15 protein-coding genes and 1 pseudogene are annotated in these 15704 nt (G+C 62.3%); 11 read left to right on the top strand and 5 right to left on the bottom strand.

Annotation, left to right across the window (positions count from 1 at the left end; genetic code table 11):
* Nucleotide 1 precedes the first annotated feature (1 nt).
* Genes B0B13_RS08745 through B0B13_RS08710 form a run of 8 tightly spaced genes read left to right on the top strand, consistent with a single transcriptional unit; the run spans nt 2 to nt 8067 of the window.
* A complete protein-coding gene (locus tag B0B13_RS08745) occupies nt 2–910 on the top strand; it encodes a DNA-methyltransferase (RefSeq protein ID WP_286137283.1) in 909 nt (302 codons plus the stop codon).
* Complete coding sequence (gene trpA, locus B0B13_RS08740) at nt 897–1700, top strand: tryptophan synthase subunit alpha (RefSeq protein ID WP_076786518.1); 804 nt, start codon at nt 897–899, stop codon at nt 1698–1700. Before B0B13_RS08745 ends, trpA begins: the two co-directional genes overlap by 14 nt.
* Before the next feature lie 44 nt (nt 1701–1744).
* Nucleotides 1745–2617, top strand: a complete 873-nt coding sequence (accD, locus tag B0B13_RS08735) for an acetyl-CoA carboxylase, carboxyltransferase subunit beta (protein WP_076786520.1) — start codon at nt 1745–1747, stop codon at nt 2615–2617.
* Between the two features lie 28 nt (nt 2618–2645).
* The gene (folC, locus tag B0B13_RS08730) at nt 2646–3971 is read left to right on the top strand and encodes a bifunctional tetrahydrofolate synthase/dihydrofolate synthase (protein WP_076795764.1); all 1326 of its coding nucleotides are present in this window, start codon (nt 2646–2648) and stop codon (nt 3969–3971) included.
* 56 nt (nt 3972–4027) lie between these two features.
* Nucleotides 4028–4723 (top strand): SPOR domain-containing protein, encoded by a 696-nt coding sequence (locus tag B0B13_RS08725; RefSeq protein WP_076797235.1) that lies wholly within the window; start codon nt 4028–4030, stop codon nt 4721–4723.
* 15 nt (nt 4724–4738) lie between these two features.
* Nucleotides 4739–5245: a CvpA family protein gene (locus tag B0B13_RS08720; RefSeq protein WP_083703693.1), complete on the top strand. Its 507-nt coding sequence runs from the start codon at nt 4739–4741 to the stop codon at nt 5243–5245.
* A 36-nt stretch (nt 5246–5281) separates the two neighbouring features.
* Nucleotides 5282–6817: an amidophosphoribosyltransferase gene (gene purF, locus B0B13_RS08715; protein ID WP_076786524.1), complete on the top strand. Its 1536-nt coding sequence runs from the start codon at nt 5282–5284 to the stop codon at nt 6815–6817.
* Nucleotides 6818–6846: 29 nt separating this feature from the next.
* Nucleotides 6847–8067, top strand: coding sequence for an O-succinylhomoserine sulfhydrylase (locus B0B13_RS08710; RefSeq protein WP_076786526.1), 1221 nt, complete (start codon nt 6847–6849; stop codon nt 8065–8067).
* A 124-nt stretch (nt 8068–8191) separates the two neighbouring features.
* Here the strand turns inward: B0B13_RS08710 and B0B13_RS19310 are convergent.
* The 5 genes and pseudogenes from B0B13_RS19310 to B0B13_RS08685 form a co-directional block, all read right to left on the bottom strand.
* A pseudogene (locus B0B13_RS19310) lies at nt 8192–8332 on the bottom strand (TetR/AcrR family transcriptional regulator); the annotation flags it as partial.
* Nucleotides 8333–8616: 284 nt separating this feature from the next.
* The gene (locus B0B13_RS08700; protein WP_076786528.1) at nt 8617–8868 is read right to left on the bottom strand and encodes a hypothetical protein; all 252 of its coding nucleotides are present in this window, start codon (nt 8866–8868) and stop codon (nt 8617–8619) included.
* Nucleotides 8869–9225: 357 nt separating this feature from the next.
* The gene (gene leuA, locus B0B13_RS08695; RefSeq protein ID WP_076795759.1) at nt 9226–10953 is read right to left on the bottom strand and encodes a 2-isopropylmalate synthase; all 1728 of its coding nucleotides are present in this window, start codon (nt 10951–10953) and stop codon (nt 9226–9228) included.
* A gap of 317 nt (nt 10954–11270) precedes the next feature.
* On the bottom strand, nt 11271–12371 hold the full coding sequence (locus tag B0B13_RS08690) for a hypothetical protein (protein ID WP_338909844.1): 1101 nt from the start codon (nt 12369–12371) through the stop codon (nt 11271–11273).
* Between the two features lie 487 nt (nt 12372–12858).
* Nucleotides 12859–13755, bottom strand: a complete 897-nt coding sequence (locus B0B13_RS08685; RefSeq protein WP_076797233.1) for a LysR family transcriptional regulator — start codon at nt 13753–13755, stop codon at nt 12859–12861.
* A gap of 141 nt (nt 13756–13896) precedes the next feature.
* Here B0B13_RS08685 and B0B13_RS08680 point away from each other — a divergent pair, with 141 nt between their 5' ends.
* The 3 genes from B0B13_RS08680 to B0B13_RS08670 are packed head-to-tail and all read left to right on the top strand — an operon-like array spanning nt 13897 to nt 15678.
* Complete coding sequence (locus B0B13_RS08680) at nt 13897–14106, top strand: tautomerase family protein (RefSeq protein WP_076786533.1); 210 nt, start codon at nt 13897–13899, stop codon at nt 14104–14106.
* Nucleotide 14107: 1 nt separating this feature from the next.
* On the top strand, nt 14108–14914 hold the full coding sequence (locus tag B0B13_RS08675) for a 2-keto-4-pentenoate hydratase (protein ID WP_076795757.1): 807 nt from the start codon (nt 14108–14110) through the stop codon (nt 14912–14914).
* Complete coding sequence (locus B0B13_RS08670) at nt 14911–15678, top strand: 2-keto-4-pentenoate hydratase (protein ID WP_076795755.1); 768 nt, start codon at nt 14911–14913, stop codon at nt 15676–15678. The genes B0B13_RS08675 and B0B13_RS08670 overlap by 4 nt, the downstream gene beginning before the upstream one ends.
* The last annotated feature ends 26 nt before the right edge of the window (nt 15679–15704 follow it).

The following is a 15704-nucleotide window of genomic DNA, read 5'->3' as shown; positions in this document are numbered from 1 at the left end:
GATGCACGGCGACAAACTGAGCGAACGAGCCGGACCGGACGACGATCACGGCGAGCCGGCCGACGGCGGGTGTGACTTCGCGCTGGCGCTCGATGCACTGCATCCGCGCGCCATCCCGCCGGGGATTGCGTTACGCAATCGCGATTTCGTTGCCGACGTGGGCAGCCTAGCTGACCAGTCGATCGACCTGATTCTGGCCGACCCGCCATACGGGCTGGGCAAGGACTATGGTAACGATTCGGACAAACGCAACGGCCAGGATTTCATCGCGTGGACCTGCCGCTGGCTCGAGCTGGCCATTCCGAAGCTTAAGCCGAGCGGCTCACTGTATGTATTCTGCACGTGGCAATACGCGCCGGAAATCTTCTGCTTCTTGAAGCGCCGGCTCACGATGATCAACGAGATTATCTGGGACCGGCGCGTGCCGAGCATGGGCGGCACGACGCGCCGGTTCACGTCGGTGCACGACAACATCGGCTTTTTCGCGGCGTCGAAGGACTATTACTTCGACCTAGACTCGGTGCGTATCCCGTACGATCCTGTCACGAAGAAGGCCCGCTCGCGGCGCCTTTTCGAAGGTAGCAAATGGCTCGAACTCGGCTATAACCCGAAGGACGTCTGGTCGGTGTCGCGCCTGCATCGCCAGCATGGCGAGCGCGTCGCGCATCCGACGCAAAAGCCGCTGGAGATTATCGAGCGAATGGTGCTGTCCAGCTGCCCGCCGGGCGGTTTGGTGCTCGATCCGTTCATGGGCAGTGGCACCACCGCGGTGGCTTGCGCGCGGCACCAGCGCCGCTTTGTCGGCTACGAGATCAATCCTGAATACTGCGCGCTTGCTCGCCGGCGATTGGCTGCGCTGGAGGCAGACCGCGCGATCTTAGACGAGACTTCATCCCATGTCCCGAATTGAAACGAAGTTTGCGGCGTTGACCCGCGCTCGACGCAAGGGTCTGATTCCATTCATGACCGCGGGCGATCCGGATCCGGCGCGCACCGTCGAGTTCATGCACGCGCTGGCTGCTGGTGGCGCCGACGTGATCGAGCTTGGTGTGCCGTTCTCGGACCCGATGGCCGACGGACCCGTGATCCAGCGCTCGTCCGAGCGGGCGCTGGCGCGCGGTATCACGCTGCGGCGCGTGCTCGACGACGTGCGCGTGTTTCGCGAGCGCGACCGTGATACACCCGTGGTGCTGATGGGATACGCGAATCCGATTGAGCGGATGGGGCGCGAGGCGTTCGGCGCCGCGGCGCGTGAGGCCGGCGTCGATGGCGTGCTGGTGGTCGACTATCCGCCCGAGGAAGCTGCCGAATTCGCCGACGCGATGCGTGGCTACGGCATCGATCCGATCTTCCTGCTCGCGCCGACGTCCACTGAAGAGCGCATTGCCGCGGTGGGGCGCGTGGCGAGCGGCTATGTCTATTATGTGTCGCTCAAGGGCGTGACCGGTGCGGCAAATCTCGACGTTTCCAGCATCGCAGGTAAAATGCCGACCATCAAGGCGCGGGTGCCTTTGCCGATCGGAGTCGGTTTCGGCATTCGCGATGCCGCCATGGCCCGTGCGGTCGCCGAGGTTAGCGACGCGGTCGTGATCGGTAGCCGCATTGTCCAACTGCTCGAGCAGACACCCGGGCAGGACGCTGCGCACGTACTCAAGGCGTTTGTCGCCGAGGTGCGGCACGCGCTGGACCACGCAGCCTGAACCCGGCGGTATGCCGCGACGAAACTACGCATCGAGGAGCTTTCATGAGTTGGCTGGATAAACTGCTGCCGCCGAAGATCAAGCAAACGGATCCGCGCAGCCGCAAGAGCATCCCGGAAGGACTGTGGGTCAAGTGCCCGAACTGCGAAGCGGTGCTTTACCGCAATGATGTGCAGGCCAACCTGCACGTGTGTCCGAAGTGCGATCACCACATGCGGATGGGGGCACGCGAGCGGTTGGACGTGTTGCTCGATCCGGAGGGTCGCTATGAGATCGGCCAGGAGATCGTGCCGGTCGACGCGCTGAAGTTCAAGGACAGCCGTAAATATCCGGATCGGCTCAAGGACGCGATGGACGAGACCGGCGAGACCGACGCGATGGTCGTGATGGGCGGTGCGATTCACACGTTGCCGGTAGTGGTCGCCTGCTTTGAGTTTGCGTTCATGGGCGGCTCGATGGGCTCGGTCGTTGGCGAGCGCTTCGTGCGCGGGGCGAAGAACGCGCTCGAGCAGCAGGTCCCGTTTATTTGCTTTGCCGCATCGGGCGGCGCGCGGATGCAGGAAAGCGTGCTATCGCTGATGCAGATGGCCAAGACCACAGCGATGCTCACCAAGCTCTCCGAGGCCAAGCTGCCGTTCATCTCGGTGCTGACCGACCCAACGATGGGCGGCGTGTCGGCTAGCTTCGCGTTCCTGGGCGATGTCGTGATTGCCGAGCCCCGCGCGCTGATCGGCTTCGCCGGCCCGCGTGTGATCGAGCAGACGGTGCGTGAGAAACTGCCAGAGGGCTTTCAGCGTTCGGAATTTCTGCTGCAAAAAGGTGCGATTGACATGATCGTGGATCGGCGCAAGATGCGCGAGGAAATTGCCCGGCTGATCGCGCTGTTGACGCACCAGCCGGCGGACGCGGTCGCGTGAAACGGCGGCGTTTAGCAATGGGGCTGTCATGACTGTTTTCGCCACGCTTCAGGATTGGCTCACGCATTTGGAAACCGCCCATCCGGTCGGTATCGACATGGGGCTGGCACGCATTGGGTGCGTCAAAGCGGCGCTTGGCCTGCAGTTCGACTGTCCGGTGATCACCGTGGGCGGCACCAACGGCAAGGGATCGACGTGCGCGATTCTGGAAGCGATTCTGCTGCGTGCCGGCTATCACGTCGGGTGCCACACGTCGCCCCACTTGCTCGAGTTCAACGAACGCGCGCGTGTGGATGGCCGCAATGCGACTGATGACGAACTACTGCCGCATTTTGAAGCGATCGAGGCTGCACGGTTGTCGTTGCCCGAGCCGGTGTCGTTGACTTACTTCGAGTTCACGACGCTGGCGATTATGCGCTTGTTCGCATCCCGCCAGCTCGATGCGGTGATTTTAGAGGTCGGCCTGGGCGGCCGGCTCGACGCGGTGAATATCATCGATGCCGATTGTGCGGTCATCACCAGCGTCGATCTGGACCACCAGCATTACCTTGGCGACACGCGGGAACAGATCGGCCGCGAGAAGGCGGGGATCTTCCGTCCCGGCAAGCCGGCGATCGTTGGCGATCCGCTGCCGCCGTCCAGCGTGGTCGAGCATGCCGAGTCGATCGGCGCCGACCTGTGGTTGTTCAACCGCGATTTCCACTACGAGGGTCATGCCGGCAGCGAGCGGCAGCAATGGAGCTACCGCGGCCGTACGCTCAAACGCGCGGCGCTGGCCTATCCGGCGCTGCGCGGCGCAAACCAGTTACTCAATACCGCGGCGGCGCTCGCCGCGCTCGAGGCGCTGCGCGAGCGTCTGCCAGTCAGCGCGCAGGATATTCGGCTCGGGCTGGCCAATGTCGAGCTGCCCGGGCGCTTCCAGGTGCTGCCCGGCAAACCGGCGATCGTGCTGGATGTTGCGCACAACCCTCACGCGGCCGCGGTGTTGGCACAGAATCTGGGCAACATGGGCTATTTCCCCTACACCTATGCAGTGTTCGGCGCGATGGCCGACAAGGATATCGCCGGTGTGCTCGCACGCTTGAAAGGCGAGGTCGACCATTGGTGTGTAACCGAGTTGCCCACGTCGCGTGCGGCCAGTGCGGTCGACATCGAACAGACATTGGTGGCGCTGGGTGTGTCGCGCGGCGATCCCGACGCATCCTCGGACGCGTCGATTCGGCGGTTCGCGAATCCACAGCTTGCCTATCAGGATGCACTCAGCCGGGCGGGCGAAAATGATAGAATCGTGGTCTTTGGTAGTTTCTATACGGTAGCCGTCGTGATGGCCTATCGTAAGATGCAGCATCATTGATCCGCGCGGCGCGCGAGCCGGGCAAACCGGCCTGCCGGCGCCGCCACGAGCCATATATGGGATTGTTCTCCTTCGGCAGCAAAGACAACGCGGGCCCGTCTCGGACCACCGCGGGGAGCCGTGCCGGCCGCACGAGCCGCCGCGAGCAGCGTGCCGAGCGCCGCCCCGATCCGGACGCGATGCTGCTCGATCCGACGCTGCCTGAGAAACAGCGCGCGCGTCGGCGCCTGGTCGGTGCGATCGCGCTGGTCGTGGCGGCCGTGGTCGCGCTGCCGATGATTCTCGACTCCCAACCAAAGCCCTTTACCGACGACATCGCCATCCACATTCCGGCGCGGCTCGAATCGGCGCCGGCATCGTCGCATGCGCATGGCGATGAGGTGATGCCGGCCACCGCGCCGCCGCCGCGCGGCAAGACTGCGATGGAAACCGGGCGCGCTCGAGCACAAAGCGGTGCGAATGCGTCATTTGACGCGTCGAGCCCCGGCGGTACGCCGAATGCACCAGCCGGCAATCGCTACGTGGTGCAACTGGGCGCGCTGAACAGCGATGCCGCCGCGCGGGATTGGGTGGGCCGGTTGAAGGCGCTTGGCGTGCCGGCTTATGTCGAGCGCCGGCGCCAGTCCGACGGCAGCGAGCGCATCCTATTGCGCGCCGGACCTTTCGCCGATCGTTCGGCGGCCGCTGCCGCGGTGGCGAAGGTGCGCGAGGCCGGCCTGACTTCGGGCGGCGACAGCAAGCGCACACAGTAGAGAACGGCTGACGAAGTGACAGACGCGACGTTGACCGCTTTCGACTACGCCGTGATCGTGGTCATCGGCCTGTCGGCGCTACGCGGGATGTGGCGGGGGCTGCTGGCGGAGGTATTCGGCCTGATTGGGTGGGTCGTCGCGTTGATTGTCGCCGCGGTCTATGCGCCAGCGCTGGTACGCTATGTACCGGCGAACTGGCCCGGCGGTGTGCTGACGCAGTACCTAGTCGCATTTTTCGGCTTGGCGGCAACTGTACTGGTTGTCTCTGGCGTGGTCGGTGCGCTGATCACGCGGCTTGCCGAAGCCGGCGGGCTGCGCGGTGTCGATCGCACGTTGGGCATACTATTTGGGCTGATACGAGGCGTCCTGCTGGTACTCGTATTGGTGGCGGTCGCCGGGTTGACCGAGCTGCCGCGACAGAATTTTTGGCGCAACGCGATGTTCAGGCCTTATGCCGAATACGGCGTGCGCGAACTGAAACCGTTCCTGCCGGCCGCGATTGCAGCGTACGTGCATTTCTGAGCGGCACCCGGATTCAATTTCTTTGAAGGACATGCCATGTGCGGCATCGTAGGCGTAATTTCCCAGTCTCCCATCAATCAGCTGATCTATGACAGCTTGCTACTGCTGCAGCATCGCGGCCAGGACGCGGCCGGTATTGCAACGGTCAACGGCAGTACGTTCCACATGTACAAGGCAAACGGCATGGTGCGTGACGTGTTCCGCACGCGCAACATGCGTTCGCTGCCCGGCAACTGCGGGATCGGCCAGGTCCGCTACCCGACCGCCGGCTCGGCCAGCAGTGCAGAGGAGGCCCAACCGTTCTACGTGAATGCACCGTTCGGTATCATCCTCGCGCACAACGGCAACGTGACGAACTGGGAACAGCTTAAGGACGAAATGTTCCGCATCGACCGTCGGCACATCAACACGAGTTCCGATTCCGAGGTGTTGCTCAACGTGTTCGCACACGAGCTGCAGTTGGCCACGACCGGGTTCTCGCTGGAGCCTGATGCGATCTTCAAGGCGGTGTCCGGGGTGCACCGGCGTGTGAAGGGCTCTTATGCGATCGTCGCGTTGATTGCCGGATACGGGTTGCTGGCGTTTCGCGATCCGCATGGTATCCGGCCGCTGGCCATCGGCAAGCACGACACTGCGCAGGGCACCGAATGGATGATCGCATCCGAATCGGTCGCGCTCGAGGGCATCGGTTTCGAGTTCGTACGAGACGTGGCGCCGGGCGAAGCCGTGTTCATCGGCATGGACGGCGCGCTACACGCAAAGCAATGCGCGCAGCATCCTAGCCTGAACCCGTGTATCTTCGAGCTGGTCTACCTGGCGCGGCCCGACTCGGTACTCGATGGCGTGCCCGTCTATGACGCGCGGCTGCGCATGGGTGACTACTTGGCCGAGAAGATTAAGCGCACGCTGCCCGGCATGCAGATCGATGTCGTGATGCCGATTCCTGATTCGTCGCGGCCGGCGGCGATGCAGGTGGCCAAGAAGCTCAATATCGAGTATCGCGAAGGGTTCTTCAAAAACCGCTATGTTGGCCGCACCTTCATCATGCCTGGTCAGGCAGTGCGTAAGAAGTCGGTGCGCCAGAAGCTCAACGCGATGGCAGTCGAATTCAAGGGCCGCAACGTGCTGATCGTCGACGACTCGATCGTGCGCGGCACTACGTCACAAGAGATCGTGCAGATGGCGCGCGACGCCGGCGCGAACAAGGTGATCTTTGCGTCGGCGGCACCGCCAGTACGGTTCCCGAATGTGTATGGCATCGATATGCCGATCCGCGGTGAATTGGTGGCGCACGGCCGGACCGACCAAGAAGTGGCGCAGATCATCGGCGCCGATGCGCTCGTCTACCAGGACGTCGAGGACATGAAGCAGGCGGTGCGTGACACGAACCCGCAGCTGCAGAATTTTGAGGCATCGTGCTTCGATGGCCACTACATCACCGGCGACGTGACGGCCGAGTATCTAAGCAAGCTTGAACGGGTGCGGCTCGATCGGGCGTCACAGTCGGACCGTGATGTGGCCGGCGAAGGCAACGATCGCTCACAACTGCACTTGCATTTGGCGGTTGAATAAGCAAGCAATCCATCGGCGAATGTCATCCCATGAACGATTTTCTCCACCCGCACGATGGGGACCTGCCAGGATTGTCCAGCGATACGCTGGCGGTGCGTGCCGGTACGCGGCGCACGCTGTTCAACGAGCACTCCGAAGCGCTGCTGCTGACTTCGAGCTTCTGTTTCGACAGCGCGGCGCAGGCCGCCGAGCGCTTTGCCGACGCCGAAAACAGCTTCACTTATTCGCGCTTCACGAATCCGACGGTATCGATGTTCCAGGACCGTCTGGCGGCGCTCGAGGGCGGCGAGGCTTGTATCGCGACTGCTTCCGGCATGAGCGCTATCCTGTCGATCGTATTGTCGGTACTGCAGGCTGGTGAACACATTGTCAGTTCCCGAAGCCTGTTCGGCTCGACGCTCGGCATGTTCGCGCAAATGCTGCCGCGGCTGGGCATCACGACAACGTTCGTCGATCCGTCCGACCTGCATGCCTGGCGTCGCGCGGTGACGCCCACCACCCGGATGTTCTTTCTGGAGACGCCGTCGAATCCGCTCACCGAGGTGTCGGACATCGAAGCGGTGAGCCAGATCGCGAAGCAGGCAGGGGCGTTGTTCGTCGTCGACAACTGCTTCTGTAGCCCGGCGTTGCAGCAGCCGCTGAAGCTTGGGGCAGACGTGGTGATGCATTCGGCCACCAAGTATCTGGACGGCCAAGGTCGCGTGCTCGGCGGCGCGCTGGTGGGGGAGCGGCAGTTGTTGATGGAGAAGGTGTTCCCGTTCGTGCGCAGCGCTGGCCCGACGCTGTCCGCGTTCAACGCATGGGTGCTGCTTAAGGGCATGGAGACGCTGCACGTGCGGCTTGAGCGGCAGTCAGCCAACGCACTCGAGCTGGCGCGTTGGCTTGAAAACCATCCGGCGGTGAACCGGGTCTTTTATCCGGGGCTCCAGTCGCATCCGCAGTACACGCTCGCCCAGCGCCAGCAGCGTGCCGGCGGCGCGATCGTATCGTTCGAGCTCAACGGCGACTCGCCCGAGCAGATGCGCGCCAACGCGTGGCGCGTGATCGACGGCACGAGAATCTGCTCGATCACGGGCAACCTTGGCGACACGCGCACCACGCTGACCCATCCGGCGACTACCACACATGCGCGGATCACGGAGCAGGCCCGAGCGGCTGCCGGTATCACCGAAGGCTTAATCCGGATGTCGGTTGGTCTTGAAGGGGTCGATGACCTGAAGCGCGACCTGGCGCGCGGCCTGAACGGCTGACCGTCGCCACGATAGGCTCGCGTTGCCGCGCCCGCGTTGCCCGCTGCTTGTCCACCAACACGCCGCCACTGACTCGGCTCGCTGCACCGCGTGCGTGCGCAGCACGTCCAGCACCAACTGACATCTTGGACGCAAAGTGCTGATACATCGTCATTTTGGGGATGCCGGATTCGGCAATGATCCGATCGATACCAACCGCATGAAAACCGTATTGCGCGAACAGACGCGCCGCCGTATCGAGCAGGATTTGCCGCTTTTCGCGCATTGGATCGCCATCCCGATTAAGTGCTTGTCAGAGTCGATGCATGCATTGAACTGCGCGGTGTGCCATTCGACTATTCGTAGTGGCCCGATATCTTCGGATGTGTGATGCTTGCCACGCCGCGCTATGGGTGTGATAACGCACATACATCGGTAAACGAACGTTCCGTCTAGACGGGCGTGTATGGCGGCGTGCGCGAGTGGATCGGCCGTCCTGTCGGTGTCCTGGTACTCGCGACACGCCGGACGGTGCCCCCGCGTAATCCATTTGTCGCTCTGTTTGGCTGCTCAGCGCGACGCGGTCAACGTGCGCAGCACTGCATCGCCTTCGGGAGTCAACTCGACGTGCGATCCGCTCTCCGACGAATCGACGATACGTACTAGGCCGACCTCCGCTAGCGCGGCGACATCCGGCTTGGCCGCGAGGGCGCCGGCTGGCGCGTGCAGCAACAGTAGCAGCGTGGCTATTTCATGGTGGCTCAATAGGCGGCGCAACAACGGCTTGCGCGGTGACGGCGTATTGACGATATCGGCGTTCATGCGCTGGGTATCTGCAAGGTTTTTACAATGCTGGCCGCCGGCAAGGGGGATGCCGCCGGGCGGCGATGTCGAATGACCGGGGTTGGACCACGGGTACCGCGTGCTGTTCCGTGATGATTGTTTCCGTTCATTGCGGCATCGCGCCGCGTCGGACGATAGGTGTGCGGCGCGCGACGCCGAGTTCGCGCACGAGTTTACGGTTATGGGTAAGCGATGTCGGGCTGCTCGAAATCGGCGGTGGGAGGGCTCGTGCCAGGTCCTTGCGCTGCTCGTCCCTCGAACCGGAATCCAGGCGCAAGTGCACACGAAACCCAGTGTATTGTCGCCGCGCGCCTGGGCATGCGTTGAACCGGGGCGTTACGCAGCCCGGCTGACGCCGGCGTTGGTCGATGCCTGCTGTACGGCATCGAAGAACGTGCGTTGCCTTGTGGCGTCACAGCGCGCATACGCCCGGTTCACGCCATTCACGACCGCGCGGATCGACGCAGTCGTCAAATTCGCATCAATGCCGACGCCGAACGCGCTGCCGCATACGGCGGGGCCGGCCAGTTCAGCGATGGCGATGGCCTGCGCGTCGGCGCCCTGGGCCAACGCGCGCTCCTCGTAGTGCTGGATGCGCAGCGGCGTGTGCAGCGCGTGCATCAGCGCATCGAGGGGACCGTTGCCCGTGCCGGTCAGAACCTGCTGGCGGCCATGGATCTGAACGGTGACCGCGATGGATTCGCTACCCTCGTGCTTGGACAAGTCGTGGCCGATGTAGCGCAGCGGTGCATCGTTGCGCGCATATTCCTGTTGGAACAACGCCCAGATTTGTGCGGCGCTGACCTCCTGGCCGCTGTCGTCAGTGTGTCGCTGTACCGCGGCGCTGAAATCGACCTGCAGCCGCCGTGGCAGCGCGATGCCATAGCCCTGTTCGAGCAGGTATGCGATACCGCCCTTGCCGGATTGACTGTTGACGCGGATGATTGAGTCATAGGTACGGCCCAGGTCGCTCGGATCGATTGGCAGGTAAGGGACCTCCCAGAAGGCATTGACCTGCTGCGTGGCGAAGCCTTTCTTGATGGCATCTTGGTGAGAGCCCGAGAACGCGGTGAACACCAGGTCACCGGCGTACGGGTGGCGCGGATGTACAGGCAGTTGGGTACATGCTTCGGCGGTGCGCGCGATCTCGTTGATCTGCGAGAAGTCCAGGCCTGGGTCGACGCCCTGTGTGTACAGATTCAGCGCGAGTGTCACGAGATCGACGTTACCCGTGCGCTCGCCGTTGCCGAACAGGCATCCTTCAATCCGGTCCGCGCCAGCCATGACCGCGAGCTCTGCTGCGGCGACGGCCGTGCCGCGGTCGTTATGCGGATGCACGGACAGGATCAGCGAGTCCCGCCGCGCCAGGTGACGGTGCATCCATTCGATCTGGTCCGCGTAGAAATTCGGTATCCCAATCTCGACAGTAGCGGGCAGGTTGACGATGGCTTTGTGCTCGGGGCTTGGCTGCCAGATGTCGAACACCGCATCGCAGACTTCCTTGGCGAAGTCTAACTCGGTCGCGGTAAAAGTCTCCGGACTGTATTGCAGCGTGAACCGCGTTTGGGGCGCCGCGTCCGCGAGTTGCTTGATCAAGCGGGCGGCCCGCTCCGTCAGTTGTCGTACGCCATTGCGGTCAGTGCCGAATACGATGCGGCGAAATGCCGGCGCCGTGGCATTGTACAAGTGGACGATCGCACGCTGGGCACCGTGTAGCGACGCGAACGTACGCTCGATCAAGTCTTCGCGCGCCTGTGTGAGCACTTCGATTGTCACGTCGTCGGGGATGTGGCCGCCTTCAATCAACTCCCGCACGAAGTTGAAATCCGTTTCGGAGGCGGAGGGGAATGCGACTTCGATCTCTTTAAAACCAATGGCGACCAGCGTCTTGAACAGACGCATCTTACGCTTGGCGTCCATCGGCTCGAACAGCGCCTGGTTGCCGTCGCGCAAATCGGTGCTCATCCAGATCGGCGCGCGGGTGATCGTGCGCGCGGGCCACACACGATCCGGCAGCTCGATCGGCGTAAAAGGACGGTATTTGATCGAAGGGTCTTTCAGCATGGTTCGTCTCGCCAAGGGTTGAAAAACATCGGGCCGGCATTTGCGACCGGAAGGCATGGACGAACAAGACCGCCGGTCGGTTACCGGGGCCAGGTATCAGATTAGGGGATTCAGGGGTGCTTCGTTAATGAAGCTGCCATGAAGCGCGCGCAAACAGACCTAGCCCGAACAAGCAGGCTAGTAGTCGTAGCGATAGACGGATCGGTGCGCGGTTCATATGAGCAATAGAATCACAGTATCGTGGCGATGTCAATGAGGGCTAGCCTAGCGTCAGACTGACGTTGCAGCCGGCCAAGTTGTGCGTGCCGAAGCTGCTGTTAAGGCAACTCACTTTTGAGCCATGGCATACTGTTCCCGATTTGTGTCAGCGCCGCCTCAGAAAATTGATTGGTTTGTATAAAGCGGATAATCTCAGCCTTAACCAATGGCCATTGGTGAAAGTGCGGAGCTATTGGACCGTTCTCCCGAAGCTTGCAAAGAAAGCGCGAGAACGTTGCCGCATCCACGCCATTGAGCAGACTTAACGCCTGCTGCCACACCCGCTGCGCCAGCGCATTATCCAGATTATGGAGATGAATATCGAAAAGCAATCCAAGCGCCACCTGCTCACGCTGTGCCGCGGGTACGCGCGCCAGCTGGGGCTCAATTAGCGCGAACTCCTGCGCACGTAGTTCGGGCGGCAACCTATAGAGTCCTTTTAGAAAACACTGCGGGGGTCCCCACTCCTCACCTGGCAGCGATAGGGCGGCTCCCCACTGATCGTCGGGCAACGATAAGGCCCAATCGCGCAGCTCTGCGTAGATCGTGAATTGCTCCGCTGGCGGCAATCTCCAAACTTTACTCGCTAACGCGCCGACTGATGCGCCCTGATGAGACGGTGGCAGCTGCCGGGCCCGTTCGCGTAAGGCCGCATGCAGTTCAGGAATGTTCACGCGCCATTCTCTAGGTTTAAAATAAAATAATGCTTTGCACAATACCGGAATCAATGCCGCTTGCTCAGGCATGCTTAACGATGGCAACCGAGATAAAAGCGCCTGATAATACCCAAGAAACGCATCGAACGGGCAAGTCCAGCTAGTTGCTAATGCGTATGCCAGTTCCGGCCAGACATTTTCTTGTTCGGGCCCGCGCTGCGCTGCCATTGCGTGAACAAAGTCGAACACCTCCTGAAACTCCTGCCCAGACAATGCACGGTTATCGAAAAGATGACGTAACGTGAACAGCATTACCCTTTGTATCCGCACGCCGTATTCTGGAAGGCGGTCCGCAGCCGAGAACACTCGCTTAAACGCGTCGAGGCGCTCGGCCTGCGGCAGCGTGTGCAGACGCCGGCGCAGCGACTCAATGGGCTCGACCCGCTGCGTTGGCTGGTGGAGCGTGCGCTCCATCTCATCGAGCAGCTGGTTGACTGACGCCAAGTTCGTGGCTTGGTTAGCACGTTGCCAATAGTGCCAGACAAGCCGCCGGTCATGCATTGAACGATACGTATGGCGATCGATTGCCGAGAAATGTCCGATGTCTCGAATGGGCACGTAGTCACCGATCCGCTGAATCACTTCGGGCGGTAGGTCCTGATAGGTGGTGGGCCCGGTGGCCGACCTGCCTGTCAGGGCACCGCTTGACGGCGTCAATGGCGGCGGCGTCGAGCCGGCGGGTGCCGGGCAGGCTGCCAACGCGCACAGATAGGTCTGCTGGTTGTTTAAAGCGGCGTTTAGATCAAAGTCCATTGGCAAGCTCGGTAAGAGGTCGGATACATGCAACGCGAAGCGATGCTGCACCATAAAATAGTCGAAAGCGAACAGATAGTCGATCTTCGCCTATTGCGTGTCACTCATCAGTCTGCGCACTATCCTGATTCCCCTTGAGAATCAAAATGGAAACACATTTATTGTGTGTTAACGACCCCTAGTGCTTGCCGGCATGGCGGCGTCGCCGGATCACGTCCAAGAATGCATGCAGAATCGGCGTATCGTCGTCGCGCCGATACAGGCAACTGAGCTCGATGTGGCGCATGCGTCGCGACTGCAACGGCCGGTAGGTGACGCCCGGCAAGCGCAGGTTGGCGGCGGAAGCCGTGGTGATGCAGACGCCGAACCGGCTGGCCACCAGTGCGATGCAGGTCACCACATCCTCCACCTCCTGTTCCACCCGCAACGTTACACGTTCTTGCTCAAAGGCGGCCGCGATTTCTTGGGCGAGCCCATGCACGGGCGCGTTCGGATACAGGATCATCGGCTCGCCGTCCAAGTCGCGCAGTCGTATTCGCTCCTTCCTGCATAGCGGATGACCATCGTACAGCGCGACGAGGTACGGCTCCTCGAGTACTTTCTCGACGGCGATGTCGTCATCGTACGGCACCAGCCGGTTGAAGCCGATCGTGATCCGGCGCTCGCGCAGCGCATCGAGCTGTTGGGCCTTGGTCAGATTGTGCAGTCCTATCTTAATCCGTGGCCGTTCGGTATGAAAGGTGGCGAGCAACTGCGGAATCACCTGCAGGACGCCGGAGCTGAAGATGCCCACGTCCAGTCGTCCGATCAGCCCCTGGCCGGCGAGTTGTGTCTGCTCGGTAGCTCTTTGGGCAAGCGCCAGGATGTTGGGCACTTCGGCGAGCAGCGTGCGTCCCGCCTCAGTCAACTGCGCGCCGCGCGCACTGCGCACGAACAGCGTGACGCCCAGCTGCGCCTCCATGGCATGGATATGTCGCGTCAATGGTGGCTGCGCAATATGCAGACGCTGGGCGGCGCGTCCGAAATTGCGTTCCTGTGCGACTGCGAGGAAGTACCGCATTTGCTTCAGATCCATCGTTCGCATCCCGTTATGCCATACCGTTTTAGTATCGTAACGTAAAAAAATAGTATTGGACGGTATGTCCGGCGGTGGGCAAGATCATTACCGTGTTGGCGCGTCCGCGCCTGGCGGACTCAGTATTTCAAGGGAAGTTCGATGCCAATCGTACATATCTCGCTGGTCGAGGGCCGCAGTGAAGCAGCGGTCAAGGCTTGCGTCAAGGCGGTCGCCGTCACGGTGCACGAGACGCTTGGCGCACCGCTGCAGAGCATTCGTGTGTATGCAACCCAAGTGCCGGCCGTGCACTGGGCGATCGGTGCGCACACGAAGGACGAAGCGGCTGCGCAGCTGGAGCGGAGGGCCTGACATGACGCCACAACAGATCCAGCAGGCGGCCGCGGCGCTGCGCACGGCGGCCAGCAGCGGCGAGTACATTGCACCACTTCGCGACACCTGGCCGTCGTTGTCGATCGATTCAGCCTATGCAATCCAACGTGAGAACACTGAGTGGCGTATCGCGCGCGGGCAGCGTGTGATCGGCTGCAAGATCGGCCTCACGTCGGTCGCGGTGCAGCAGCAACTAGGCGTGGACCAGCCCGACTTCGGCATGCTGTTCGATGACATGGCTTTTGGCGACGGCGAGCCGATTCCCACGTCGGTGCTCGCGCAACCGAAGGCCGAGGCCGAAATCGCATTCATCATCGGTAAGGATATCGAGGCGGTTCGCCCCAGTCATGTGGACGTGCTGCGCGCCATCGACTATGCGTTGCCGGCGATCGAGATCGTCGGCAGCCGCATCGCGAATTGGAATATCCGGATCACCGATACGATTGCCGACAACGCGTCGTCGGGGGCTTTTGTGCTAGGCAATACGCCGGTAAGCGTTGCCGCGTTCGATATGCGGTTGTGCGGCATGGTGATGGAGCGCCGCGGCGAGCCGGTGTCGGTCGGCGCGGGCGCCGCATGCCTGGGCAGCCCCGTCAACGCACTCGTGTGGCTCGCCCGCACGATGGCGGCTTTGGGCACGCCGCTCAAGGCCGGCGACCTAGTGTTGTCCGGTGCGCTCGGGCCGATGGTCCCGATCGTGCCCGGCGACGTTGTCCAAGCTCGCATCAATGGTGTGGGTTCCGTGCGGGCAGCTTTTGAACGTGATTCGAACGAGGCCCATGGATGAGCTTCATTACTGAATACGCCACACTGCTTGATACGGCGGCGCGCGACGCGCACGAGGTCGAGCAGTTCGATCTCGACGCTCGTCTGTCGTTGGAGGACGCCTACGCGATTCAGGCCGCGTCCATTGCGCGGCGGCTCGAGCGCGGCGAGCGCAGGGTGGGCGTGAAGATGGGTTTCACGAGTCGCGCGAAGATGCTTCAGATGGGGTTGTCCGACGTGATCTGGGGCAGGCTGACCTGCGCTATGCAGCTCGAGGAAGGCGCATCGGTGTCGTTCAGGCGCTTCGTGCATCCGCGCGTGGAGCCGGAAATCGCATTTCTGCTCAAGCGGCCGCTGGCCGCAGATGTGACGGCCCCGGCGGCGTTGGCCGCCGTGGAGGCGATCGCGCCAGCGATCGAGGTTATCGATTCGCGCTACAAGAACTTCAAGTTCACGTTGCCCGAGGTGATCGCTGACAACGCCTCGTCCAGTGGCTTTGTGATTGGCGCGTGGTGTGATCCACACATCGACTTCTCGAACCTGGGCTTGACATTGAACATCGACGGACGAGTGAAGCAAGTCGGCTCGAGCGCGGCATTGCTCGGCCACCCGCTGCGTTCGTTGGTGGCGGCCGCGCGCTTGTCCGCGCAGGCCGGCGAGCCGCTGCAAGCTGGTTGGATCGTGATGGCGGGTGGCGCGACTTCGGCCGAGTACATCGCGCCGGGTCAGTACGTATCGATCGACATCGAGCGGCTGGGCAGCGCCGGATTCCACGTGGCCGGCTAAGTGGCGCGTGCTTTGCAGCGCGCGCC

The organism is Burkholderia sp. b14 (genome assembly GCF_900156195.1).
GTDB lineage: Bacteria > Pseudomonadota > Gammaproteobacteria > Burkholderiales > Burkholderiaceae > Mycetohabitans.
Note: the sequence above shows the minus strand (reverse complement) of the source record. Positions and strands in the feature narration are given on the sequence as shown.